Origin of the sequence: Plantactinospora solaniradicis (assembly GCF_042658085.1) — a bacterium.
GTDB classification, from domain to species: Bacteria; Actinomycetota; Actinomycetes; order Mycobacteriales; family Micromonosporaceae; genus Plantactinospora; species Plantactinospora solaniradicis.
In genome coordinates, this window is sequence record NZ_JBHSPR010000085.1 from 182,730 (window position 1) to 204,737 (window position 22,008).

Annotated in this window: 20 protein-coding genes; 17 read left to right on the forward strand and 3 right to left on the reverse strand. The window is 72.8% G+C overall.

Annotation, left to right across the window (positions count from 1 at the left end; genetic code table 11):
* Positions 1 to 214 precede the first annotated feature (214 nt).
* Entirely contained in the window at positions 215 to 658 is a 444-nt protein-coding gene (locus tag ACFP2T_RS44650; protein WP_377433258.1) for a hypothetical protein, read from the reverse strand.
* A gap of 13 nt (positions 659 to 671) precedes the next feature.
* Here ACFP2T_RS44650 and ACFP2T_RS44655 point away from each other — a divergent pair, with 13 nt between their 5' ends.
* The 13 genes from ACFP2T_RS44655 (at position 672) to ACFP2T_RS44715 (ending at position 16,385) form a co-directional block, all read left to right on the forward strand.
* Positions 672 to 1,622 (forward strand): hypothetical protein, encoded by a 951-nt coding sequence (locus ACFP2T_RS44655; RefSeq protein WP_377433260.1) that lies wholly within the window; start codon positions 672 to 674, stop codon positions 1,620 to 1,622.
* A 94-nt stretch (positions 1,623 to 1,716) separates the two neighbouring features.
* Positions 1,717 to 2,628: a sugar nucleotide-binding protein gene (locus ACFP2T_RS44660; protein ID WP_377433262.1), complete on the forward strand. Its 912-nt coding sequence runs from the start codon at positions 1,717 to 1,719 to the stop codon at positions 2,626 to 2,628.
* A gap of 163 nt (positions 2,629 to 2,791) precedes the next feature.
* Positions 2,792 to 3,445 (forward strand): ArsR/SmtB family transcription factor, encoded by a 654-nt coding sequence (locus ACFP2T_RS44665; RefSeq protein WP_377433264.1) that lies wholly within the window; start codon positions 2,792 to 2,794, stop codon positions 3,443 to 3,445.
* Positions 3,442 to 4,905 carry an MFS transporter gene (locus tag ACFP2T_RS44670; RefSeq protein ID WP_377433266.1) on the forward strand — a complete coding sequence of 488 codons (1,464 nt, stop codon included), beginning with the start codon at positions 3,442 to 3,444 and terminating at the stop codon, positions 4,903 to 4,905. Before ACFP2T_RS44665 ends, ACFP2T_RS44670 begins: the two co-directional genes overlap by 4 nt.
* Positions 4,906 to 5,034: 129 nt before the next feature.
* Complete coding sequence (locus tag ACFP2T_RS44675) at positions 5,035 to 5,250, forward strand: hypothetical protein (RefSeq protein WP_377433267.1); 216 nt, start codon at positions 5,035 to 5,037, stop codon at positions 5,248 to 5,250.
* A 75-nt stretch (positions 5,251 to 5,325) separates the two neighbouring features.
* A complete protein-coding gene (locus ACFP2T_RS44680; protein ID WP_377433269.1) occupies positions 5,326 to 6,867 on the forward strand; it encodes a replication-associated recombination protein A in 1,542 nt (513 codons plus the stop codon).
* 2,591 nt (positions 6,868 to 9,458) lie between these two features.
* Positions 9,459 to 10,127: a hypothetical protein gene (locus ACFP2T_RS44685; RefSeq protein WP_377433554.1), complete on the forward strand. Its 669-nt coding sequence runs from the start codon at positions 9,459 to 9,461 to the stop codon at positions 10,125 to 10,127.
* Between the two features lie 137 nt (positions 10,128 to 10,264).
* The gene (locus tag ACFP2T_RS44690) at positions 10,265 to 10,735 is read left to right on the forward strand and encodes a DUF948 domain-containing protein (protein WP_377433271.1); all 471 of its coding nucleotides are present in this window, start codon (positions 10,265 to 10,267) and stop codon (positions 10,733 to 10,735) included.
* Positions 10,736 to 10,778: 43 nt separating this feature from the next.
* Positions 10,779 to 11,084, forward strand: coding sequence for a hypothetical protein (locus ACFP2T_RS44695; protein WP_377433273.1), 306 nt, complete (start codon positions 10,779 to 10,781; stop codon positions 11,082 to 11,084).
* A complete protein-coding gene (gene alaS / locus ACFP2T_RS44700) occupies positions 11,081 to 13,762 on the forward strand; it encodes an alanine--tRNA ligase (protein WP_377433274.1) in 2,682 nt (893 codons plus the stop codon). The genes ACFP2T_RS44695 and alaS overlap by 4 nt, the downstream gene beginning before the upstream one ends.
* Before the next feature lie 109 nt (positions 13,763 to 13,871).
* A complete protein-coding gene (ruvX, locus tag ACFP2T_RS44705; RefSeq protein ID WP_377433276.1) occupies positions 13,872 to 14,333 on the forward strand; it encodes a Holliday junction resolvase RuvX in 462 nt (153 codons plus the stop codon).
* Positions 14,330 to 15,553, forward strand: a complete 1,224-nt coding sequence (mltG, locus tag ACFP2T_RS44710; RefSeq protein ID WP_377433278.1) for an endolytic transglycosylase MltG — start codon at positions 14,330 to 14,332, stop codon at positions 15,551 to 15,553. Before ruvX ends, mltG begins: the two co-directional genes overlap by 4 nt.
* A gap of 1 nt (position 15,554) precedes the next feature.
* On the forward strand, positions 15,555 to 16,385 hold the full coding sequence (locus ACFP2T_RS44715; protein ID WP_377433280.1) for a shikimate dehydrogenase: 831 nt from the start codon (positions 15,555 to 15,557) through the stop codon (positions 16,383 to 16,385).
* 8 nt (positions 16,386 to 16,393) lie between these two features.
* Here the strand turns inward: ACFP2T_RS44715 and ACFP2T_RS44720 are convergent, their stop codons facing one another.
* Positions 16,394 to 17,656, reverse strand: coding sequence for a multidrug effflux MFS transporter (locus ACFP2T_RS44720; RefSeq protein WP_377433282.1), 1,263 nt, complete (start codon positions 17,654 to 17,656; stop codon positions 16,394 to 16,396).
* 128 nt (positions 17,657 to 17,784) lie between these two features.
* Here ACFP2T_RS44720 and ACFP2T_RS44725 point away from each other — a divergent pair, with 128 nt between their 5' ends.
* The 3 genes from ACFP2T_RS44725 to ACFP2T_RS44735 all read left to right on the forward strand — a co-directional run bounded on the left by ACFP2T_RS44725 (position 17,785) and on the right by ACFP2T_RS44735 (position 20,165).
* Positions 17,785 to 18,294, forward strand: coding sequence for a MarR family transcriptional regulator (locus ACFP2T_RS44725; RefSeq protein WP_377433284.1), 510 nt, complete (start codon positions 17,785 to 17,787; stop codon positions 18,292 to 18,294).
* 153 nt (positions 18,295 to 18,447) lie between these two features.
* The gene (gene aroC, locus ACFP2T_RS44730; protein ID WP_377433286.1) at positions 18,448 to 19,626 is read left to right on the forward strand and encodes a chorismate synthase; all 1,179 of its coding nucleotides are present in this window, start codon (positions 18,448 to 18,450) and stop codon (positions 19,624 to 19,626) included.
* Positions 19,626 to 20,165 carry a shikimate kinase gene (locus ACFP2T_RS44735; RefSeq protein WP_377433288.1) on the forward strand — a complete coding sequence of 180 codons (540 nt, stop codon included), beginning with the start codon at positions 19,626 to 19,628 and terminating at the stop codon, positions 20,163 to 20,165. Before aroC ends, ACFP2T_RS44735 begins: the two co-directional genes overlap by 1 nt.
* A gap of 22 nt (positions 20,166 to 20,187) precedes the next feature.
* Here the strand turns inward: ACFP2T_RS44735 and ACFP2T_RS44740 are convergent, their stop codons facing one another.
* The gene (locus ACFP2T_RS44740) at positions 20,188 to 20,937 is read right to left on the reverse strand and encodes an alpha/beta fold hydrolase (protein ID WP_377433289.1); all 750 of its coding nucleotides are present in this window, start codon (positions 20,935 to 20,937) and stop codon (positions 20,188 to 20,190) included.
* Between the two features lie 82 nt (positions 20,938 to 21,019).
* Here ACFP2T_RS44740 and ACFP2T_RS44745 point away from each other — a divergent pair, with 82 nt between their 5' ends.
* Positions 21,020 to 22,000: a helix-turn-helix transcriptional regulator gene (locus tag ACFP2T_RS44745; protein ID WP_377433291.1), complete on the forward strand. Its 981-nt coding sequence runs from the start codon at positions 21,020 to 21,022 to the stop codon at positions 21,998 to 22,000.
* Positions 22,001 to 22,008: the final 8 nt, after the last annotated feature.

Here is a 22,008-nt window from a genome sequence, read left to right on the forward strand (position 1 = left end):
CGGATGCTCATACTCGGACCATGGCGCCCAACCCTGATCTGATTATCGACATAGACCCGAGCGAGGCGGGGTCCGAGATCGTTCGGACCGTCGTCCTGCCGTGGTCGGGACAGAGCATGCCGCTGCGTCTCCCGGCCGGACTCAGCGATGGCACCGTCCTCCGACTGCCCGGCATCGGACCGGCGACAATGCCCGGGGGGCCGCCCCGGGACGCCTACGTGCAGGTCCGAATCGTGCCGGGCGGGGGCGGTGCGATCCCACCACAGTTCGGGGCCGCGCCCTTCGGTGCGACTCCGCCGCCGACGTCGGCCCCGCCCACGTCGCCGTACGGCGCGGGCCCGCTGCCGCCCACGTCGCCGTACGGTGCGGGTCCGGTCCCGCCGGTGACGTCGGCACCCCCGACCGCCCCGTTCGGCGCGCCGCCGCCGCCGAACCCGTACGGCGGGCCGCCCACGACGCCGTTCGGTGCGACTCCGCCGCCGACGTCGGCCCCGCCCACGTCGCCGTACGGCGCGGGCCCGGTGCCCCCGGTGACGTCGGCGCCGCCGACCGCCCCGTTCAGTGGACCGCCCCACTTCGGCGGGCCGCCCCAGTTCGGGGGACCGCCCCAGTTCGGCGCCTTCCCACCCGCGCCGCCGGCCAAGTCCGGCCGGGGCAAGATTCTCGCCATCGTGGGCGGTGCGGTCGCCCTGGTGCTGTTGATCGCGCTCGCCGTGCCGCTGCTCCTCTGGATGAACGGCCGCGGTTCGGACGACCCGACCGGAAAGAACGCCTCCGGCTCCGGCAACGACACGCCGGCCGCCGCCCAGCCGATCAGCGCCCAGGAGTACCAGGCCCTGCTGGCCGAGGTCGACAAGGCGGTGGCGCCGGCCTTCACCAAGCTCGGTGGGGCGAAGAACCCCAAGGCGGTCGGCTCGGCGGTGGACGGCATCGAGACCGCGCTCAACCAGCAGATCGAGGCGCTCTCCAAGGTGGTTCCGCCGGCGAACGCCGCGACGGCGCACGCCGACCTGCTCCGTGGGCTGGAGGGCCTGGGCGACTCGGTGGCGGAGACGGGCTCGGCCGCCGGTGCCGGCGAGGTCTGCCTCGGCTCGTCGGCGCTCGCCCGGCTCAGCCGGGAAGCGGCGAGTGAGGACGTGCGGTCCGCGCAGCAGGCGCTCGCCTCGGCGGATCCCGCACAGCCGTACCAGGTCGGTTCGTTCGTGCCGAAGAAGGCCACGGACACCAACCGGCGGGCCAAGAACGGCACGTTCCTGAAGCGGGTCCGCAGCGGTCAGGGACAGCTCAAGATCGAGAACGGTGGCAGCACCGATGCGGTGATCAACGTGGTTCTCGGCAGCGCCAAGTCTCCGACGGTGAGCGTGTACGTCCGGGCCAAGGGGAAGTTCACGGTCTCCAGCATCAAGGACGGCACGTACCGGATCTACATGACCAGTGGCAAGGACTGGGACGCGAAGGCCAAGGCGTTCAGCCGCGACTGCAACTTCTCGCGGTTCGAGGACACCTTCAAGTTCACCACCACCTCCAGCCAGTACACGATCTGGACCATCACGTTGACTCCGGTGGCGGGTGGCAACGCGCGTACCAGCGATGTCGACCCGGATGCCTTCCCGGGAGGTTGAGCGGTACCGGGGTCGCCGGTCGCGACGAGATGAGTACGGCGCCTGCTGACGGTGTGCCGGTCGGGTCCACGGACCCGGCCGGCACGTCCGTGCGGTGCCTGCCGCTCCCGCCGGGCTCGGCGGCGCTCGCCCCGAGGCCGGTGGCACCCGTGTCCGGTTCGTCGTCGCCGAGGTCGGGCCGGTGACGCTGCTCGTGGTCGGGGCCAGCGGCCACCTCGGGGGCGAGGTGTGCCGCCGGGCGGTGGACGGCGGATGGCCGGTGGTCGGGACGTACCACCGGGCGGCCGGCGTCGTCGACGGTGTGGACTGGCGCCGGCTGGACGTCCGGGATCCGCTCGCGGTACGTGCGCTGGTCCACCGGGTCCGGCCACGCGCGGTGGTCAGTGCCAGCTACCTGTACGGGGACTGGGCGGTCACCGCCGACGGTGCCGCGTACGTGGCGATGGCCGCCGCCGACGTGGGAGCCCGACTGGTGCACCTGTCCAGTGACGCGCTGCACGGCGGGCGCCCGGAGCCGTACCTGGACGACGAGCCGCCGAGCCCGGTCTACCCGTACGGTGCGGCGAAGGCGGCGGCGGAGACGGCGGTCCGACTCGTCCACCCGGCGGCGGCGGTGCTGCGCTGCTCGTTGATCGTCGGCGACGCGCACAGCAAGCAGGTCCGGCTCTGCCTCGACGCCCTCTCCGGGGTGCCGGGGGTGGCGGTGTTCCGGGACCTGATCCGGTGTCCGGTGTCGGTGGTGGACCTTGCCGAGGCGGTGCTCGAACTGCTCGGGTCCGACTTTGCCGGCCCGCTGAACCTGGGCGGCCCGGAGGCGGTCGACCGGGTTGAACTCGCCGGGTTGGTCGCCCGGCACTACCGCCTCGACCTGGGCGGACTCCAGATCTCCAGCGTGGTCGAGGCCGGGCTGTCCGTGCCGGCCGAGGTGCGCCTCGACAGCACCCGGGCCGGGGAACTGCTGAGGACCCGGCTTCGCGGCGTCAGCGAACTGTTTCCGGCGGGCTGACTGCGCCATCGGCGCACGGTCGGGTTCACGTGCCCGGCGCACGGCCGGGTCACGTGCCCGGCCCCGAGTCCTCGCTGACCCAGCGAACTCCATGCCCGGATCTCCGTCCCGGCAGTATGCACAACTATTGTGCAAACAGATTATGCACAAGTATTGTGCATCCATGACGAGTGAACGGTCGGATCCCGACGACAGCCCGTCCCTGGTGCGGCTGGACAGCGCGCAGATCCGCGTGCTGGCCCACCCGCTCCGCTCCCGACTCCTCATCGCGCTGCGCAGACAGGGCCCGGCCACCGCGACCAGCCTCGCCCAGGCACTGCACACCAACACCGGCGCCACCAGCTACCACCTGCGCCAGCTCGCCCAGGCCGGCCTGGTGGTGGAGGCGGACCAGGGCACCGGCCGGCAGCGCTGGTGGCAGGCGGCGCACCAGATCAGTAGCTGGCGCCGGACCGACTTCGACGACGACCCGGACGCCCTGGCCGCGGCCGACTGGCTGCACCGGCACGCGCTGCGGCTCCATGCCGACCTCGCCGAGCGTTGGGTCAGCGAGCAGCACAACTACTCGGTCGAGTGGCGGGACGCGGCCAGTTTCTCCGATTCGGTGCTCCGGCTGACCCCGCCGCAGTTGCGGCAGCTCAACGACGAGATGTGGGCCGTGATCAACCGCTACCGCCACGCGCTCCCGGTCATCGACCGCCCGGCCGTGGCCGAGCCCGAGGACGGCGCCGAGCAGGTGCTGATCTACCTGCACAGCTTCCCGGTGGGTGGGCCGATCCCCCTGGACGGATACGACGACGAGGAGGAACAGCCGTGACCACGTTGACCACCCGCCAGGCACGACGTCGCTATCTGGTCCTGCACGGACTGCGGTGGCTGCCGACCGGCTTCCTGATCCCCGTCATGACCCTGCTGCTGCTGGAACGAGGGCTCAGTCTTCCCGAGATCGGCCTCGTCGTCGCCGCGCAGGGACTGGTGGTGCTGGCCCTGGAACTGCCGACCGGCGGTCTCGCCGACGCGCTGGGCCGCAAGCCGGTGCTGGTCGCCGCCGCGCTGATCAATCTCGGCTCGCTGGCCCTGTTCCTGGTCGCCGACTCGGTCGGCCTGTTCTTCCTGACGTTCGTGCTCCAGGGGATCTTCCGGGCCCTGGACAGCGGCCCCCTCGAGTCCTGGTACGTCGACGCCGCACTGGCCGCCGACCCCGACGCGCCCATCGAACAGGGGCTCAGCGGCGGGGGAGTGGTTCTCGGCATCTGCATCGGCGCCGGGGCACTGGCCAGCGGCGGCCTGGTCGCGCTGGGCCCGATCGGCCCGGTCAGCGCGCTCACCCTGCCGTTGGTGGTCGCGATCGCCCTCGAGATCGTCGCCCTGATCGCCCTGCTCCTGCTGCTGGTCGAGGTACGTCCGGCCGGCGGTGTCGCCACGCTGCGCGGTTCACTGCGGGCGGTACCGGGCGTGATCGGTGGCGCGTTCGGGCTGCTGCGCCGGTCCCGGATCGTGCTCGCGCTGGTCGCCGTCGAGTTGTTCTGGGGCTTCGGCATGGTCACCTTCGAGGTGCTGCTCCCGGTACGCCTCTCCGAGGTGCTCGGTGATCCGGATCGGGCAGCGGCGCTGCTCGGTCCGACCGCCTCGGCGGCCTGGCTCGCCTCCGCGGGCGGCGCGGCGGTGATCGCGTACGCCAGTCGGTGGCTGGGCGTGCCGCTGAGCGCCGCGCTGCTCCGGATTCTCCAGGGGGCAACCGTGGTCGGGATGGCGCTGCTGGCGGGGCCGGCCGGGATCATCGCCGCCTACCTCTTCTGTTATGCGGTGCACGGTGCGTCCAACCCGATGCACATGGGACTGCTGCACCGGCAGGTGGACGGCCCGTACCGGAACAGTGTCGTCTCGCTCAACTCGATGGTGGCCCAGCCGGCCGGCGCGCTCGGCGGGGTACTGCTGACCGCACTGGCCGGGGCGACGACGGTCAGCACGGCGATGCTGGTCGGCGCCGTGGTGCTGGCCGCCGCCGCCCCGCTCTACCTGCCCGCCTGGTGGGCGGCCCGACGCGCGCCCGGAGCCGGGTCGGACCGGACCGCGCCGGATCCGGAGCCGGTCGGGCCAGGATCGGAGCAGGACGAGCCCGGTGTGGAGCGGGTCGGAACCGGTGCGGAGCGGGCCGAGCCCGTCTCGGAGCCGCCGGGGTCGGGTGCGCCGCCGACGGGTCGACCGGACCTGGTCCGCCAGCGGGGCGCCACGCAGGATCGGCCGGGCGAGTCGGTGCGTCCGAACCGCGGCTAGTGCCGACCGGCGCCGGCCGCCGGCGGGGTTGCCGACATCTGTTCGGCAACGTGCCCGGGGGTGGATTGGCGGAGGTCGCCGTCGGGTACATCCTGGCCGACCTACTGGGACCCCCACCGGGAGGAACTGATGCTCGCCTACATCGCCGCCGGCGTCTTCGCTTTCGCGCTGCTGCTGGACCTGTTCAACGAGAACCTTGGTGCCCCTGACCTGTTCAACTTCCCCACTCTGGTGCTGATCGGTCTGCTCTGCCTCGCCCTCTACCTCGCCGGGGTGGGACGTGGCCCGGGCACCGCGGGTGGCGGCGGGCGGTGGTATCGGGGCCGCCGGCCAGGTCGGGGCTGATTTGCGCCGGATCGCGACCGGCCCAGTTATCGGTGCATTTCCGGCACCGATAACCGGGCCGGTACTGTCTTCGTGATGGAGTCCGACGGCCTATTCTCACTCGTCGATCCCGCTGGCGGGCGTACCGCGCCGGCCGGGACCGGCGCCGACGGCCTCACCGTACCGTCCGCGGACTCACCGCTGCCGGTACGGATGCGTCCGACCAGCCTCGACGAGTTGATCGGTCAGGACCATCTGCTCGCACCGGGCGCACCGCTGCGGCAACTGGTGACCGGGACGTCGCCGATGTCGGTGATCCTGTGGGGGCCGCCGGGCAGCGGCAAGACCACCATCGCGCACCTGGTGGCGGGCGCCACCGAGCGGCGCTTCGTGGCGATGTCGGCACTGTCGGCCGGGGTGAAGGACGTGCGTGCGGTGATCGAGACGGCCCGTCGCGAACGCCGGGCCGGCGGCCGCCCCACCGTGCTCTTCATCGACGAGGTGCACCGGTTCAGCAAGACCCAGCAGGATTCGTTGCTGGCCGCGGTCGAGGACCGGACGGTGACGCTGCTCGCGGCGACCACCGAGAATCCGTACTTCTCGGTCATCTCGCCGCTGCTCTCCCGGTGCGTACTGCTCACCCTGCAACCCCTGGACGACGAGGCGGTACGCGGACTGCTGCGCCGCGCCGTCACCGACGAGCGCGGGTTGGCTGGTGCGTTGAGCCTCGCCCAGGACGCCGAGGACCACCTGGTCCGGCTCGCCAACGGTGACGTACGCAAGGCGCTCACCGCGCTCGAGGCGGCGGCCGGCTCGGCGCGGGCGCTGGGCGGCACCGTGATCGACCTTCCCACCGCGGAGCAGGCGGTCGACGTGGCGGCGGTCCGCTACGACCGTGACGGGGACGCGCACTACGACGTGGTCAGCGCGTTCATCAAGAGCATGCGGGGTTCCGATGTGGATGCCGCACTGCACTGGCTGGCCCGGATGCTGGTGGCGGGCGAGGATGCCCGGTTCATCGCCCGCCGGATCGTCATCTTCGCCAGCGAGGACGTCGGGATGGCCGATCCGGGTGCGCTGAGCGTGGCCACCGCCGCCGCGCACGCGGTCGAGTACGTGGGCCTGCCGGAGGCGCAGCTCAACCTCGCCCAGGCGGTGATCCACATGGCCACCGCGCCCAAGTCCAACTCGGCGACCACGGCGATCGGCGCGGCGATCGGGGACGTACGCGCGGGGCGTGGGGGAGCAGTGCCCAGGTCGCTGCGCGACGCCCACTACCCCGGCTCCCGGGGACTGGGACACGGCACCGGCTACCGCTACCCGCACGACGACCAGCGGGGCGTGGTGACCCAGCAGTATCCGCCGGACGATCTGGTCGGAGTGGACTACTACCAGCCGGGAGCACACGGCGCGGAGCGGGCGGTCGGCACCCGGCTGCCCCTGCTGCGCCGGATAGTCCGCGGACAGCCCGCCCCGGCGCTCGACGACGGCGTACGTCCGGCGAACGGGGTACGTCCGACAGGCGTCGACGTGCCGGCCGGCGAGCGGGCCGACGCGGGCAAGGTGACGGAAGGGGCCGTGAACGGCAAGGTGACGGCAGACGGCGGCGGGGCACCCGCGGGGGAGGAAGACCAGTGAGATCGCGCGGTTCGGAGCGGGGCGAGGACGGCCACGACGAGCGGCGGGAACCACGGGGCAAGGGCCGCCGCTGGGGTCGGGGGAAGCCGGAGGCCGCCGCCGTACCCGAGGAGCCGGAGGTCAGCGGCGAGGAACTCGGCTGGATCGCCGACCTGCGTACCGCCAAGGAGCAGCAGGCGGACATCGGCCCGGCCGGCGGCACCTCCGCCGACCCACCCGTACGTCCGCCAAGCGCCTACGACCGGTTGCCGGAACTCGGACCGGACTCCGGCGCCCCGCCGGCGTCACCGGGAGCGGATCCGGCGGTCGGGCCCGAGCCGGTTCGGGGCCGGGGTGGCGACGCCCCACCACCGCCCGGAGCGCCGGTACCGGACCGGCGCGCGGCGGACTCCGCGGAGCCCGGTCTGCCGCCCCGCCCCGGCGAACCCCGACCATCGGCGGTGCCATCCGGACCGCCGGACCGGCCACCGGTCGTGCCGGCCCCGCCGCTCGGCCGGCCCGGCCGACCGAGCGATCCGGCGACCGAGCTGGGTCGTCCGGGAGCCTGGACCGGACCGACCTCGGACCGGCGTCCGCCGGCCGAGCGCGTCGAGCCGACCGGCACCGGACCCGGTGTCGGTCCGTGGCCGGGTGAGCCGGCCACCCCCCGTCCGGGTACCGGTCCGTGGTCGGGTGAGCCGGCCACGCCGCGTTCCGGCGCCGGCCCCTGGCCGGGTGAGCCGGGCGGCAACGATCCCGAAGACACCGCCGCGCACCGACCTCGGCACGGGGCTCCGCCGCTCGAACCGACGGGGCGGCGGGCGGCGGGAGCGCGGGCCGAAGAACCGCCCGTGGGGCGGCGGGCGGCGCCACCAGACGCCACCGGCCCGGTCGGCGGTCGGCACGGACGCCCACCGGTCTCGCCGGCCGGCGACTTCGGCACTCCGGTCCCACCGGCGGGCGAACCAGGGCTCGGCAGTGGCCCGGCGGCCCCCGGCGGGCGGTTCGGATCCCCCACCGGGTCGGCGACCGGCGACCTCGTCGTACCCACGTCGGGTAACGCGCCGCCGCTGCCGACCGGAGGGGCCGCATCCGGGCGCCAGGGGCGCGGCGAGCGTGACTCGGCCGAGCCGGTACGCCCCGGCGACCCACGCTGGCCCGGCGCGACCCCGTACCCCGGCGGTCCGGCGGCGCACGAGGCCACCGGGGCGCATTCCACCGTCACCGGCGCGGACCACGACGCGGCGTCGGCCCGTTCGGCCGGACCCTCCGGGGGCCATCCGGCCCGGCCGGCGGACTGGATCAGGAAGGCCGGTCGGGGAAGCGCCCGGTCGGCCAGTCCGGCCGGCGGATACGAAACTCCCGTTCCCGGTTCCGGAGCCGGGCCGACCGGGTTCCCGCCGGTGGCGGGTGTTCCGGTCGGCCCCGCACCGGCGACCGGCCCCGGCAGGCCGGTCGACCGGCCCTCGTCCGGGCCACCCGGCCTGGACGCCGAGCGCCCGCTCCCCGGACGCGAGGGCGGTCGGCACGAGGCGCCACCGAGCAACGACCCCCAGACGCTGGGGCGGGTTCCACGGGTCCGACCGGCCGGCGCCGCGTCCGGGCCGGCGTCGGCCGACGGTGGGCCGGGCGGCGGACGACACAGTGGGCCGCCACCGGTCGTACCCGGCCGGCACGGCGCCGTGTCACCACAGAGTGGTGGCGCCCACGCCGACATTCCGGCGCCCGGCGGTCCGGGCCGGTCGGTTCCGCCGGTTCCGGGCGGGCCCCGGGGCGGCGGTGTGGTGGGCGGTCCGGCCGCCGCTGGTGGACTTCCGCGTGCTGGCGTCGACCCCCGCGACGACGTGCTGCCGACGAGCGGTGTCGTCGGGCCGCCCGGTGTCACACCGGCTCGCCGCTCCCCGGTCGAGCCGGCCGGGCGGGATGCCCTGCGGGGTGCCCGCTCTCCCGTCGAGCCGGCCGGGCGGGATGCCCTGCGGGGTGCCCGCTCTCCCGTCGAGCCCGCCGACCGGGGTGCCGTCCGGGCACCCGGACCGGGGCGGGTCGACGATGGGCCCTCCGGCCGGGCGCCGGGTGCAACCGGCGGTCCGGGCGGTCCCGCCCGGGTGCCGGGTGGCCCCGGCGGACCTGCTGGTCCCGTCGGTTCGGGCCGGGCGGCCGCACCCGTCCGCCTTCCGGCGGCCCCGCCCCGGACCGGGCCGGTCTCGGTACCGTCCGGCGGCGTCCCTCCGGTCGGTCCGGGAACGGTTCCCCGGCCGGTGCCGGGCGAGTCCGCGCGCCCGGCGGCCGCCGCGGCCGCCGTCCGGCCCGCCCCGGGCGTACGCCCCGACGGTCCCGTACGACCCGACGGCCCGCTCCGCCCCGACGGTCCCGTACGACCCGACGGCCCGCTCCGCCCCGACGGCCCCGTACGCCCCGACGGCCCGCTCCGGCCCGACGGTCCGGCACGCCCGGCCCTGCGGCCGGAAGGTCCGCTCCGCCCCGACGGCCCCGTACGCCCCGAGGGCGCGATCCGGTCCGCTGCCGCGCCCGCGCGCAGCGAGTCGGCCGTCGGCGTGCTGCCGGACCGGCCGCTGGGCACCGAGGAGCCCGGTCCGACCTCGACCGGTGCAATACCGGTGCGGGGGGCGCGGGCCGAGATCCGCCGTCAGCTCCGGGAGCAACGGCGGCTGAAGGCCATCGCCCTGCTGCTGGCGAGCCTGCTGGTGCTGGGTGCGCTGCCGATGTACTTCGGGATCCGGGCCGCCACCCGCGACCCGGTGTTCAACTCCCTCGACGCGCTGGCGGTGCCCGCCTGGGCGGCGACCGACCCCGTCGACGGGGTGAGCGGCAGCCGGTGGTGCTTCATCGAGTGCCGGTTCCGGGAACGGACGGTCTCCTCCGACCGGAAGTGGGAGGAGACGGCGGAGGTCTACGAGACCGCGCTGGGTCGTGAGGGTTGGCAGCCGTGGAAGGTGGCGTTCTGCCCCGAGCAGCAGGTGGAGGGGCACTACACGTGCTGGCGTCGGGACGAGTTGACGCTCGACCTGTGGGTGCGGCAGCCCGCTTGTCAGGCACCCCCGGCGGGCCAGCCCGTTCCCGGTGCGACGCCGGACGCGACCGCCCGGGGCGCCGGGGACTGCGAGGGATCGCTGGTCTCGATCAAGGTCCGGAACGCCATCGCGGACGAGCGGTTCGGTCCCCAACCGAGCACTGATCCGTCGCTCACCGGCGAGGACCCGGATCCGCTCCTCACCGACGATCCGCTGGGTGGCCTGACGCCCACACCGACCCCGTCGTGAGGCCGGCGGTCGTCACCGACGGTAGGGTTGGACGTTGGTGCTCCGATGGATGCCCCGGGTCGGCCGCCGGCCGGCGGCACCGGGTGTCCGGGTGAGACGGTCGCGCGATTCGAGACGGTGCATAGAGGAGGACACGGGTGGACGCTGGAGAGATCGGCCAGATCGCCGCGCTCGTCGCGGCCGGGGCATTCCTGATGCTGGTGTTGGTGCTGGCCAGGCCCATCTGGCGGCTGGGTAGCACCGTCGACGCGGCCACCCGGGCGATCAACGACCTCAACGACCGGAGCGCGCCGCTGCTGAGCAACATGAACGTCACCGTGGAGAACGTGAACACCGCGCTGGGACAGGTGCACACCTCGCTGGACGGGGTGAACATCCAACTCGCCAAGATCGATACGATGACCGGCCACGCCCAGAACGTCACCGCCAACGTCGCCAACCTGGCCACCGTGGTCTCCGCCGCCGCGGCGAACCCCCTGGTCAAGGTGGCGGCGTTCGGATACGGCGTCCGCAAGGCCGCGGCAGCACGCCGGCACGCCGAGCAGGAGCGCGAGGTCCGTACCACCCTCAAGCAGCAGCGCCGGGCCAGCCGGCGCGGCCAGCGCTGAACCCGCCGCTCCCGGCACCGGTGGTACGAGGAAGGATGAGGCCATGAAGCGACTGCTCTGGTTGGGCATCGGGCTCGCCGTCGGTGCGCTGGTCGTCCGCAAGGTGACCCGCACGGCACAGGCGTACACCCCGGGCGGCATCGCCAGTTCGCTGTCGGAGTCCGCCGGTGGCCTGGTCCAGGCGCTGCGGGAGTTCGCCGACGATGTTCGGGACGGCATGGCCGAACGTGAGCAGCAGATCCACGAGGCGTTCGCCGAGGGCGTGGCGTTCGACGACGAGTTCGCCGAACTGCGCGAGGACCCCCGGATCGGCGACCGCGAGTTGTTTCCGGAGGAAGGCACCAGATGAAAACGGCGGAAGTCAAGCGGCGCTACCTGGCGCACTTCGAGGCCAACGGGCACACCGTGGTCCCGTCCGCTCCGCTGCCGGCGATCGACGACCCGAACCTGCTGTTCGTCAACGCCGGCATGGTGCAGTTCGTGCCGTACTTCCTCGGCCAGCAGACGCCGCCGTACCGGCGGGCGGTGTCGGTGCAGAAGTGCATCCGTACCCCGGACATCGACGAGGTGGGGAAGACCTCCCGGCACGGCACGTTCTTCCAGATGAACGGCAACTTCTCGTTCGGTGACTACTTCAAGGACGGCGCGATCTCGCTGGCCTGGGACCTGGTCACCAAGCCGCTGGCCGAGGGCGGTTTCGGGCTGGATCCGGAGCGGATCTGGCCGACGGTCTACCTGGACGACGACGAGGCCGAGGCGATCTGGCGGAAGATCGGGGTGCCGGCGGAGCGGATCGTCCGGCGGGGCAAGGCGGACAACTTCTGGTCGATGGGGATCCCGGGGCCGTGCGGGCCGTGTTCGGAGATCTACTACGACCGGGGCCCGGCGTACGGCGCCGAGGGTGGTCCGGCGGTCGACGAGGACCGGTACCTGGAGTTCTGGAACCTCGTCTTCATGCAGTTCGAGCGGGGTCCGGGCACGGACAAGGAGAACTTCCCGATCCTGGGTGACCTGCCGGCGAAGAACATCGACACCGGCATGGGCCTGGAGCGGATGGCGTCGATCCTGCAGGGGGTCGACAACCTGTACGAGATCGACGAGGTGCGGCCGATCCTGGACCGGGCGGCGGAGCTGACCGGGAAGCGGTACGGGGCGCACTCCGGGCACGCGGCGAGCGAGTCGCATCCGGACGACGTACGGCTGCGGGTGGTCGCCGACCACGTGCGGACCGCGCTGATGCTGATCGGTGACGGGGTGACTCCGGCCAACGAGGGTCGGGGCTACGTGTTGCGCCGGATCATGCGGCGGGCGATCCGGGCGGTACGGCTGCTGGGCTGGCAGGACCGGGCGTTGCCGGAGTTGCTCCCGGTGGCCCGGGACTGCATGTCCCCGTCGTACCCGGAGTTGGCGACGGAGTTCGAGCGGATCTCGTCGTACGCGTACGCGGAGGAGGACGCCTTCCTCTCCACGCTGCGGGCCGGTACCACGATCCTGGACACGGCGATCGCCGAGACCAGGTCGGCGGGGGGAGCCCGGCTCTCCGGGGACAAGGCGTTCCAGTTGCACGACACGTACGGCTTCCCGATCGACCTGACCCTGGAGATCGCGGCCGAGCAGGGCCTACAGGTCGACCAGGACGGTTTCCGCCGGTTGATGGCCGACCAGCGGGCCCGGGCCAAGGCCGACGCGCAGGCGCGCAAGACCGGGCACGTGGACCTGTCCGCGTACCGGACGGTGCTGGATGCCGGCGGGCCGGTGCAGTTCACCGGGTACACCGAGGTGTCCCGGGAGTCGTCGGTGCGGGCGCTGCTCGGTGCCGGTGGTGGCCCGGTCGAGGTGGCCGGCGAGGGCGAGACCGTCGAGCTGGTGCTCGACGTGACCCCGTTCTACGCCGAGGGCGGTGGTCAGCAGCCCGATATCGGCCTGATCACGGTCGGCGGCGGCCAGGTCGAGGTGCTCGACGTCCAGCAGCCGGTGCCGGGCCTGATCGTGCACCGGGCCCGGGTGGTACGCGGCGAGGTACGCACCGGCGAGGCCGGGCTGGCCGAGATCGACGTGACCCGGCGTCGGGCGATCTCCCGCGCGCACACCGCCACCCACCTGGTGCACCAGACGATGCGGAACTTCCTCGGGGAGTCGGCGACCCAGGCCGGTTCGTTGAACGCCCCGGGCCGGCTGCGGTTCGACTTCAACACCGCGACCGGGGTGTCGCCGAGCGTGTTGAACGACGTCGAGCAGCAGATCAACGAGGTGCTCCTCGCCGACCTGGAGGTGCACGCCTTCATCACCTCGCAGGAGGAGGCGCGTCGGATCGGCGCGATGGCGCTGTTCGGCGAGAAGTACGGCGAGGAGGTGCGGGTCGTCGAGGTCGGTGACTACGCCCGCGAGCTGTGTGGCGGTACCCACGTGGCCCGGTCCGCGCAGCTCGGCCTGGTCAAGATCCTCTCCGAGTCGTCGATCGGCTCGGGGGTACGCCGGGTCGAGGCGCTGGTCGGCCTGGACGCGTTCCAGTTCCTGGCCAAGGAGCACCTGCTGGTGTCCCGGCTGGCCGAGCTGTACCGGGTCCCCGGCGACCAGGTGGCCGACCGGGTCGAGCAGACCGTCGCCCAGTTGCGGGATGCCGAACGCGAGCTGGAGAAGCTGCGGGCGCAGATGGTGCTCGGCGGTGCGGCGGCGCTCGCCGCCGCGGCCCGGGACCTGCGGGGCGTCGCGTACGTCGGCACCGAGGCGCCGGAGGGCGCGGCGGGCAACGACGTCCGTACCCTCGCCCAGGAGATCCGTGGCAAGATCGATCCGGCCCGCCCGGCGGTGGTCGCGGTGGCCGCCCGCGCAGGCGGAAAGGCGTCGCTCGTGGTCGCGATCAACGCGGCGGCGAAGAGCCGGGGCGTCTCGGCGGCTGCCCTGGTCAAGGACGCGCTCTCCGGTCGGGGCGGCGGCAACGCCGATCTGGCCCAGGGCGGCGGCCTGCCTGCCGGCGAGGCGCCGAGCCTGCTGGCCGCGGTCGAGAAGGCGCTCGCCGAGGCGTGACTTTCCGCTCCGGTTGCTCCCCGACGGGCCGTTGTGATTGGATCTTCAGCCACGACGGCTCGCCGGTCGGGCTGACCCTGGCCGTGACCCGGTTGAGCGGAGGATGTGGATGACCGAACCTTCCCGTGGCGTACGGCTCGGCGTGGACGTCGGCCAGGTGCGGGTGGGCGTGGCGGTCTCCGACCCGGATGGGATCCTCGCCACCCCGCTGGTCACGTTGGCCCGAGACCTCAAGACCGGTATTGATGCCGTTCCTACCGATATCTCGGAAATTGCGCGGCTCGTCGAACTGCACGAGGTGGTCACGGTCGTGGTCGGTCTGCCGGTGACACTCGCCGGGGGACACGGACCCGCGGCGAACAACGCGACGGCGTACGCCCAGCGGGTCGCGGCGGCGATAGCTCCGGTGCCGGTGGATCTGGTGGATGAGAGGATGTCGACCGTCGTGGCTTCTCGTAGGCTGGCCGAGCGGGGCGTCCGAGGGCGGCGCCAACGGGCGGTGGTCGATCAGGCGGCCGCGGTGGAGATTCTGCAGAGCTGGCTAGACAGGCAGCGGAGGCGGACAGGATGATCGACGACTTGGAGCTCGCGTTCGACGAGCGTGCGGAGAAGGGACGGCATCGGCCCGGAGCGCGGCGCAAGCTGAACAAGAAGAAGAAAAAACGCGGTGGCCGCGGTAGGACGATCGCCGCGCTGCTGATGGTGTTCGTGCTGCTCGGCGTGCTGGGTGGGGTCGGCTGGTACGGCTTCGACCGGGTCCAGGGCTACTTCGTCACCCCGGACTACGACGGCAACGGCACCGGCGAGGCCCAGATCCAGATCGAGCAGGGGCAGAGCATCGCCGAGATCGCCAACACCCTGGTCGCGGCCGGTGTCGTGAAGAGCACGAAGGCCTTCATCGAGGCGGCCCAGGCGAACTCGCGCAGCCAGAACATCCAGCCGGGCGTGTACAAGGTCCGCAAGCAGATGAACGCCGAGGCGGCGCTGGGCCTGCTGCTGGACCTGAAGAACAAGCTCGTGAACGGCCTCCTCATCCCCGAGGGCGCCACCTCGACGCAGATCTACAAACTGCTGTCGAAGGACACGAAGATCCCGGTCAAGGAGTTCCAGGAGGCCGCGAAGGACCTGAAGGGGCTGGGCATCGCGGACTTCTGGTTCAAGCGCGACGACAAACTGGCGGTCAGGAAGTCGATCGAGGGTTTCCTGTTCCCGGACACCTACGAGCTGCCGCCGAACGCGACCGCGGAGCAGATCCTCAAGCTGATGGTGGACCGGTTCATGTCCGTGGCCGAGGACATCGACTTCGTCGACCGGGTGCAGAAGGAGCGCGAGATCAGCCCGTACGAGGCGCTGATCGTGGCGTCGCTGGCCCAGGCCGAGGCCGGTAAGACGGCCGACCTCGGCAAGGTCGCCCGGGTGGCCTACAACCGGATCTACAGCGGGAACCACTACTGCAAGAACGGCAACGGGCTGACCGGCTGCCTCGAGTTCGACGTCGGCATCAACTACTACTGGGAGTTGACCGGCAAGAAGACCAAGACGTCCGGGCAGATGACGGACGCCGAGCTCTTCGACAAGAACAACCCGTACCGGATGCACGGCAAGGCAGGGTTGCCGCCGGGCCCGATCAACAGCCCGGGCCAGAAGGCCCTGGAGGGCGCGATGAATCCGCCCAAGGGCACCTGGCTGTTCTTCGTGGCGGTCGACAAGAACGGCACCACCAAGTTCGCGACCACCAACGAGGAACACGAAAGGAACATCCAGGAGGCCCGAGAGAACGGCGTGCTCTGAGGTGACCCGGACACGTCGGGCGGCGGTGCTGGGCAAGCCCATCGCGCACTCGCTCTCCCCGGTGATCCACAACGCCGGTTACGCGGCGGCCGGGCTGACCGGATGGTCGTACTCCGCGATCGAATGCGCCGAGGTCGAGCTGCCCCAGCGGGTGGCCGACCTCGGCCCGGAGTGGGCCGGGCTGTCCCTCACCATGCCGCTCAAGGAGGTGGGGCTCGCGGTGGCCACCGTGGTCTCCCCGGTCGCCGCCGCGATCGGCGCCGCGAACACCCTGGTACGTCGTCCGGACGGCTCCTGGGCCGCCGACAACACCGACGTGCCCGGCATGGTCGACGTGCTGACCGGTGCCGGGGTGCCGGAAGGGGCCGAGGTGCTGCTGCTCGGCGCGGGTGGCACGGCGCGGGCCGCGCTGGCCGCGGCCCTCCGGTTGAAGACCAGCCGGGTCACCTGCCTGGTACGACGGCGGGCGGCCGGCGAGGAACTGGCCCGACTGGCCGACAAGCTCGGCGTGCGGTTCGATATCCGGGACTGGGTCGATCCGGGTGATCCGGGTCGGGCGGACGTGGTGATCTCCACCGTGCCGAGGGGTGCCGCCGACGGTTTCGCCGAGGCGGCCGGTTCCTGGCGTCCCGAGACCGTGGTCTTCGACGTCGTGTACGACCCGTGGCCGACTCCGCTCGCGGCGGGAGCGGCGGCGGCCGGCTGCCGGATCGTCTCCGGCCTCGATCTGCTGCTGGCCCAGGCGGTCGGGCAGTTCGAGCAGTTCACCGGCGTCGCCGCGCCGGTGCCGGCGATGCGCTCCGCGCTGGCGGCGGCCCAGGAAGCACGCTGAGTCGTCGACTATCCGGAGACAACGGACGCGGAGGGACTCGGCCGGCGGGTCGGTTCCGGGTCGGCCGGGGTGCGCCCACGGGCGATGGTGAAGACCACCAGCACCGACAACGCGGTGCTGCCGAGTACCACCGCCGCCATCGGTGTCGCGCTGTCGTCGGGTCCGAGTCCGGTCAGCGGCGCGATGGCGGCCGCGATGGCCAGCTGAAGCGCGCCGAGCACGGCGGCGGCGGTGCCGGCGTGCCCGGGGTGGCGGTCGAGGGCCAGCGCCAGGCCGTTCGGCAGTGTCATGCCGACGCAGGCGACGAAGACGAAGAGCGCGGCCACCACCGCCGGCAGGTTGTGCGCGACCGCTCCGACGAGCAGGACGGCGGCGGCGACCAGGCTGGCGAGGAGGGCGGTGCCGAGTAGCCGGCGGGTGCTGAACCGGTCGAGCATCCGGGCGTTGAGTTGGCCGACCGCCGTCATCGCGGCGGCGTTCACCCCGAAGATCAGGGTGAACCAGCCGGCCGACAGCGCGAACACGTTCTGGACCACGAACGACGATCCGGAGATGTAGGCGAAGAGGGCGGCGAACGCCAGTCCCTGGGTGAGGACGTAGCCGAGGTAGATCCGGTCGGTGAGCAGGGCCCACATCGCGCGGGCCGTACCGCGCGGTCCGGCGGTGTTGCGCCGCTGCGCGGGCAGCGTCTCGGGCAGCCACCAGGCGACCGCCGCGAGCAGCAGCGCGCCGATCACGGCCAGGGCGATGAACACGACCTGCCAGGAACCGAACCGGAGCACCAGGTTGCCGAGGGCCGGCGCGGCGACCGGTGCGACCCCGAAGATCAGGATCAACCGGGAGAAGTACTTCGCCGCCGCCACGCCCGAGTAGAGATCCCGGACGATGGCTCGGGCGACGACGACACCGGTGCCGCTGGCGACACCCTGGGCCAGCCGGAGCGCGGCCAGCGACTCGGCCGACGGCGCGAACGCGCACAGCAGGCTGAACACCGTGTACGCGGCGACGCCGATCAACACCGGCCAGCGACGGCCCCACCGGTCGCTGAGTGGTCCGGAGACCAGTTGCCCGAGGGCGAGGCCGAGCAGGAAGGTGGTGAGCGAGAGTTGCACCTCGGCCTGGGTGGCGGCGAGATCCGTGGTCATGTCGGGAAATGCCGGCAGGTACATGTCCAGCGAGAGTGGACCCACGGCGGTGAGGGTGCCGAGCAGCAGCAGTAGCGTGACGCTCCCGGCCCGGCCGGTCCGTGCTGCTGTGCGCGGTGTGCCCACCAGTTCCCCCTAGTCTTGGGATAGACGACACAATAGCTCTGCCAACAGAGCTATTGCGATGTGAAGTAGCTGACGCCGCGACGTGCCACGACCGGGCGTCAGTGGTGACGAGGCGGCGGGAGCACGAGATGACCGACGACGGGACGGCCGACGCGGCGGCCGCGCTCGGCAGTGCCCTGGCCGACCTGAACCGGGTGCTGCGCCGCTCCACGAGTCGCCGTACCGGTCGACCGCCGTTGTCCGACGCCCAGGTCGAGGTGCTGCGGCTGGTCGAGCGCTGGCCGGCGATCAGCGTCAAGGAGGCCGCCGAACGACTCCACACCGCCGCCAACACCGTCAGCACGCTGGTCGGCGATCTCGCCGGAGCCGGACTGCTGGAGCGCGACCGGGATCCGCAGAATCGGCGGGTGGTCCGGCTCCGGTTGACCCCGGCCGCGCGTGGCCGGATCGACGAGTACGGCGCACACCGCCGGGACCTGCTGCTGGACGCGCTCGACCGGCTCGACGACCAGGCCCGGCGGGACATCCTCCGGGCCGCTCCGCACCTGCACCGGCTGGCCGGTGTGCTCGCCGACCAGGAGCGCGGTGACCAGCAGCGCGCCGGGACCGCCCGCCGCGAACCGGAGCGCCAGCCCTGAGCCGTCGAGGCCACGCATCCGGGCCTGCGAGCCCGCCACGGGGGCGCCGTCCGCAGAGCGGGATGGTCCGGGCGGTGCGGTATGGCGGGCGTGGTCCGTGCCAAACTTGACCGGCGGGCGGCCGGCCCGGCCGCGGCGAGGAGAGGGTTGGTCGTGTTGCGCTGGTTGACCGCAGGAGAGTCCCATGGTCCCGCCCTCGTCGCGCTGCTCGAGGGGTTGCCGGCCGGCGTCGAGGTGACCAGCGACGAGATCGTCCGCGAGTTGGGTCGCCGACGGCTCGGTTACGGCCGGGGCGCCCGGATGGCCTTCGAGCGGGACGAGGTGGAGATCATCGGTGGTCTCCGGCACGGCGTCACCCTGGGCAGTCCGGTCGCGGTCCGGGTGGGCAACTCCGAATGGCCGAAATGGCGCACGGTGATGTCCGCCGATCCGGTGGACCCGGCGGAACTGGCCAACCAGGCCCGCAACGCGCCACTGACCCGGCCCCGTCCCGGGCACGCCGACCTGGCCGGCATGCAGAAGTACGGCCACACCGACGCCCGGCCGATCCTGGAACGGGCCAGCGCCCGGGAGACCGCGGCCCGGGTCGCGGTCGGCACCGTCGCCCGGGCGCTGCTCCGACAGGCGTTCGGCATCGAGATCGTCTCGCACGTCGTGGAACTCGGTTCGGTGGCCGCCAAGCCGGGCCTCCAGCCGCGCCCGGAGGACGCCGAACGGATCGACGCCGACCCGCTGCGCTGCTTGGATCCGGAGGCCAGTGCCCGGATGGTCGCCGAGGTGGACGCCGCGAAGTCGGACGCCGACACGCTCGGCGGAATCGTCGAGGTCCTCGCCTACGGCGTACCGCCGGGCCTGGGCAGCCACGTCCAGTGGGACCGCAAGCTCGATGCCCGACTCGCCGCCGCGCTGATGTCCATCCAGGCGATCAAGGGAGTGGAGATCGGCGACGCCTGGCAACAGGCCCGGTCCCGGGGCTCGGTGGCGCACGACGAGATCGTCCCCACCGCTACCGGGGTGCGCCGGGTCACCGACCGGGCCGGCGGCCTGGAGGGCGGGATGACCACCGGCGAGCCGCTGCGGGTACGCGCCGCGATGAAGCCGATCTCCTCGCTGAACCGCGCGCTGTCCACCGTGGACGTGACCACCGGAGAGCCGGCGACCGCGATCAACCAGCGTTCCGACGTCTGCGCGGTGCCGGCCGCCGCGGTGGTCGCCGAGACGATGGTCGGGTTGGTGCTGGCCGAGGCGGCGATGGAGAAGTTCGGCGGCGACTCGGTTCCCGAGATCCGCCGCAACCTGGCCGGTTACCTGGACAACCTGGTGATCCGCTGATGGCGCCGGTGTGCGTGCTGGTGGGCGTGATGGGCGCGGGCAAGACCAGCACCGGACTACTGGTGGCCAGCGGCCTCGGAGTCGACTTCCGGGACACCGACAGCGACGTCGAGGCGCTGGCCGGCAAGCCGATTCCGGAAATCTTCGTCGACGACGGCGAGGAGCACTTCCGTACCCTGGAACGGGCTGCCGTGACGGCGGCGCTGGCGTCCCACGACGGAGTGCTCGCGCTCGGCGGCGGCGCCATCCTGGCCGAGGAGAACCGGGCGGCGCTGGCCGGACATCGCGTGATCTACCTGTCGGTGGAGCTGACGGACGCGGTCAAGCGGGTCGGCCTGGGCACCGGCCGCCCGCTGCTCGCGATCAACCCCCGGGCCACCCTGAAACACCTGCTCGACCAGCGGCGCCCGCTCTACAGCGAGGTGGCCGGCTGGACCGTCGTCACCGACGGCCGGACCCCGGAGCAGGTCGCCGAGGAGATCCTGGCCGGGCTCGCCAACGACCGCGTCGGCCGACCGGCCGGTCCTCCCGAGGGCTGACCGGCCGGACCACGCCAACCGGTCACCGCGACGTGTCGGTCGGGACCTTCCGTCCGATCCGGTCCAGCAGGTCGGTCAGGCCCTTCGGCTCGCTGAACATCGGCCAGTGCCCGGTCGGCAGGCCGTAGAGGTCGGCGCCGGTCAGCCCGGCGAAGAACGGGTTACCCTGCTCGATCATGTCCCGCACCAGCTCCACCGGGAAGGTGCAGGCGATCAGCGCGGTCGGGACCGTACCGCAGCCGGAGAGCCGTACCGGGTCGGTGGCGGTACGCAGCGGTTGTCCGGTGGCGCGGCGCCGGAGCAGGTCCAGGATCTCGTCGTCCAGCCCGGCGAGGTTGGTCGGATCCTCGGCCGGATCCCAGGCCGGTGGCGGCACCAGGTGGCCGTCACCGATCAGCGTCCGGAGCCGCTCCTGCTCCTCCGGCGGGTTGGTGTCGAACTGCGCGACGCCGTCCGGCAGCGGCCCGCTGTCCAGGTAGACCACCCGGGCCAGCCGCTCGGGAATCCGGTCCGCCGCCTGCTCGACCGGCATCCCGCCGCCGGAGTGTCCGACCAGCACCACGTCGCGGAGGTCCTCCACCTCGATCAACCGCACGATGTCGGTGGTGTGGGTCTCGAGGTCGACGTCGGGGCCGGCGAGGTGGGCCCGCTCGGCCAGCCCGGTCAGGGTCAGCGGGTGCACGTCGTGTCCGGCCGCCCGCAAACCGTCGGTCACCTCGCGCCAGGCCCATGCGCCGAGCCAGAAACCGGGGACGAGAACGAACGTCGCCATCTGTATCTCCTTCGATCTGCCGTTGTGCCCTCACGGTAGGGTCGAATCCGGACCACTTCCGCCCGGATTTGGAGTGTGACCTGTGGCACATCCGGCCGCTCGGGTGCTGGGCATGCTGGAACTGCTCCAGAGCCATCACCGGCTCACCGGTCCCGACCTCGCCGCCCGGCTCGACGTCGACGAGCGGACCGTCCGGCGGTACGCCAACACCCTGGTCGAACTCGGCATCCCGGTGCTCGCCGCCCGGGGGCGGTACGGCGGATACCGGTTGCGGCCCGGCTACAAGCTGCCGCCGCTGATGCTGACCGACGACGAGGCGGTCGCCGTCGTGCTCGGACTGGTCGCCGCCGAACAACTGGGCCTCGGCACCGCCGCGCCGGCCACCGGCCTCGCCCAGGCCAAGATCCGCCGGGTGCTGCCCACGCCACTCGCCGACCGGCTGGACGCGGTGCAGGAGACCCTCGGATTCAGCCTGCGGCGCCGGCCGGACACCCCGAGGCCAGCCACCGCGACCCTGCTCGCCCTGGGCGCGGCCACCCGTTCCCGGCACCGGGTCACCATCGGCTACCGCTCCTGGACCGGTGAGCCGTCACTGCGCGACCTCGACCCGTACGGCCTGGTGTTCCACTCCGGCCGCTGGTACGTCACCGGCCACGACCACCTACGCGGGGAGATCCGTACCTTCCGACTCGACCGGATCGTTTCGGTCGACGTCGGCACCGGGACGTTTTCGGCGCCGGACGGGTTCGACCCGGTCGGACACGTCACCCGGTCCCTGGCCGGAGTGGCGTACCGATGGGAGGTGGAGGTGCTGCTGGAGGCCGATCTGGAGCAGGCCCGACGTCGCGTGCCGCCGAGCATGGCCGAGCTGACCGCCACCGACGACGGCATCCTGCTGCGGGCCAGGGCCGAGGACCTGACCGGGATGGCCCAGATGCTCGCCGGCCTGGGCTGGCCGTTCACCGTCGTACGCCCCGAGGAGCTGCGCGCCGCCGTCACCGGGTACGCCGCCCGGCTCGCCGGCTACGCCGAGCGGTCGCCGAGGCCGGTCACTCCCGCTTGATCCGCACG

Bases quoted from the DNA above. Each gene is read 5' to 3' on its own strand.
- ACFP2T_RS44665 (WP_377433264.1), top strand. From the start codon at position 2,792: ATGACGAGTGAACGGTCGGATCCCGACGACAGCCCGTCCCTGGTGCGG.
- ACFP2T_RS44680 (WP_377433269.1), top strand. From the start codon at position 5,326: ATGGAGTCCGACGGCCTATTCTCACTCGTCGATCCCGCTGGCGGGCGT.
- ACFP2T_RS44725 (WP_377433284.1), top strand. From the start codon at position 17,785: ATGACCGACGACGGGACGGCCGACGCGGCGGCCGCGCTCGGCAGTGCC.
- ACFP2T_RS44675 (WP_377433267.1), top strand. From the start codon at position 5,035: ATGCTCGCCTACATCGCCGCCGGCGTCTTCGCTTTCGCGCTGCTGCTG.
- alaS (WP_377433274.1), top strand. From the start codon at position 11,081: ATGAAAACGGCGGAAGTCAAGCGGCGCTACCTGGCGCACTTCGAGGCC.
- mltG (WP_377433278.1), top strand. From the start codon at position 14,330: ATGATCGACGACTTGGAGCTCGCGTTCGACGAGCGTGCGGAGAAGGGA.
- ACFP2T_RS44740 (WP_377433289.1), bottom strand. From the start codon at position 20,937: ATGGCGACGTTCGTTCTCGTCCCCGGTTTCTGGCTCGGCGCATGGGCC.
- ACFP2T_RS44695 (WP_377433273.1), top strand. From the start codon at position 10,779: ATGAAGCGACTGCTCTGGTTGGGCATCGGGCTCGCCGTCGGTGCGCTG.
- ruvX (WP_377433276.1), top strand. From the start codon at position 13,872: ATGACCGAACCTTCCCGTGGCGTACGGCTCGGCGTGGACGTCGGCCAG.
- ACFP2T_RS44735 (WP_377433288.1), top strand. From the start codon at position 19,626: ATGGCGCCGGTGTGCGTGCTGGTGGGCGTGATGGGCGCGGGCAAGACC.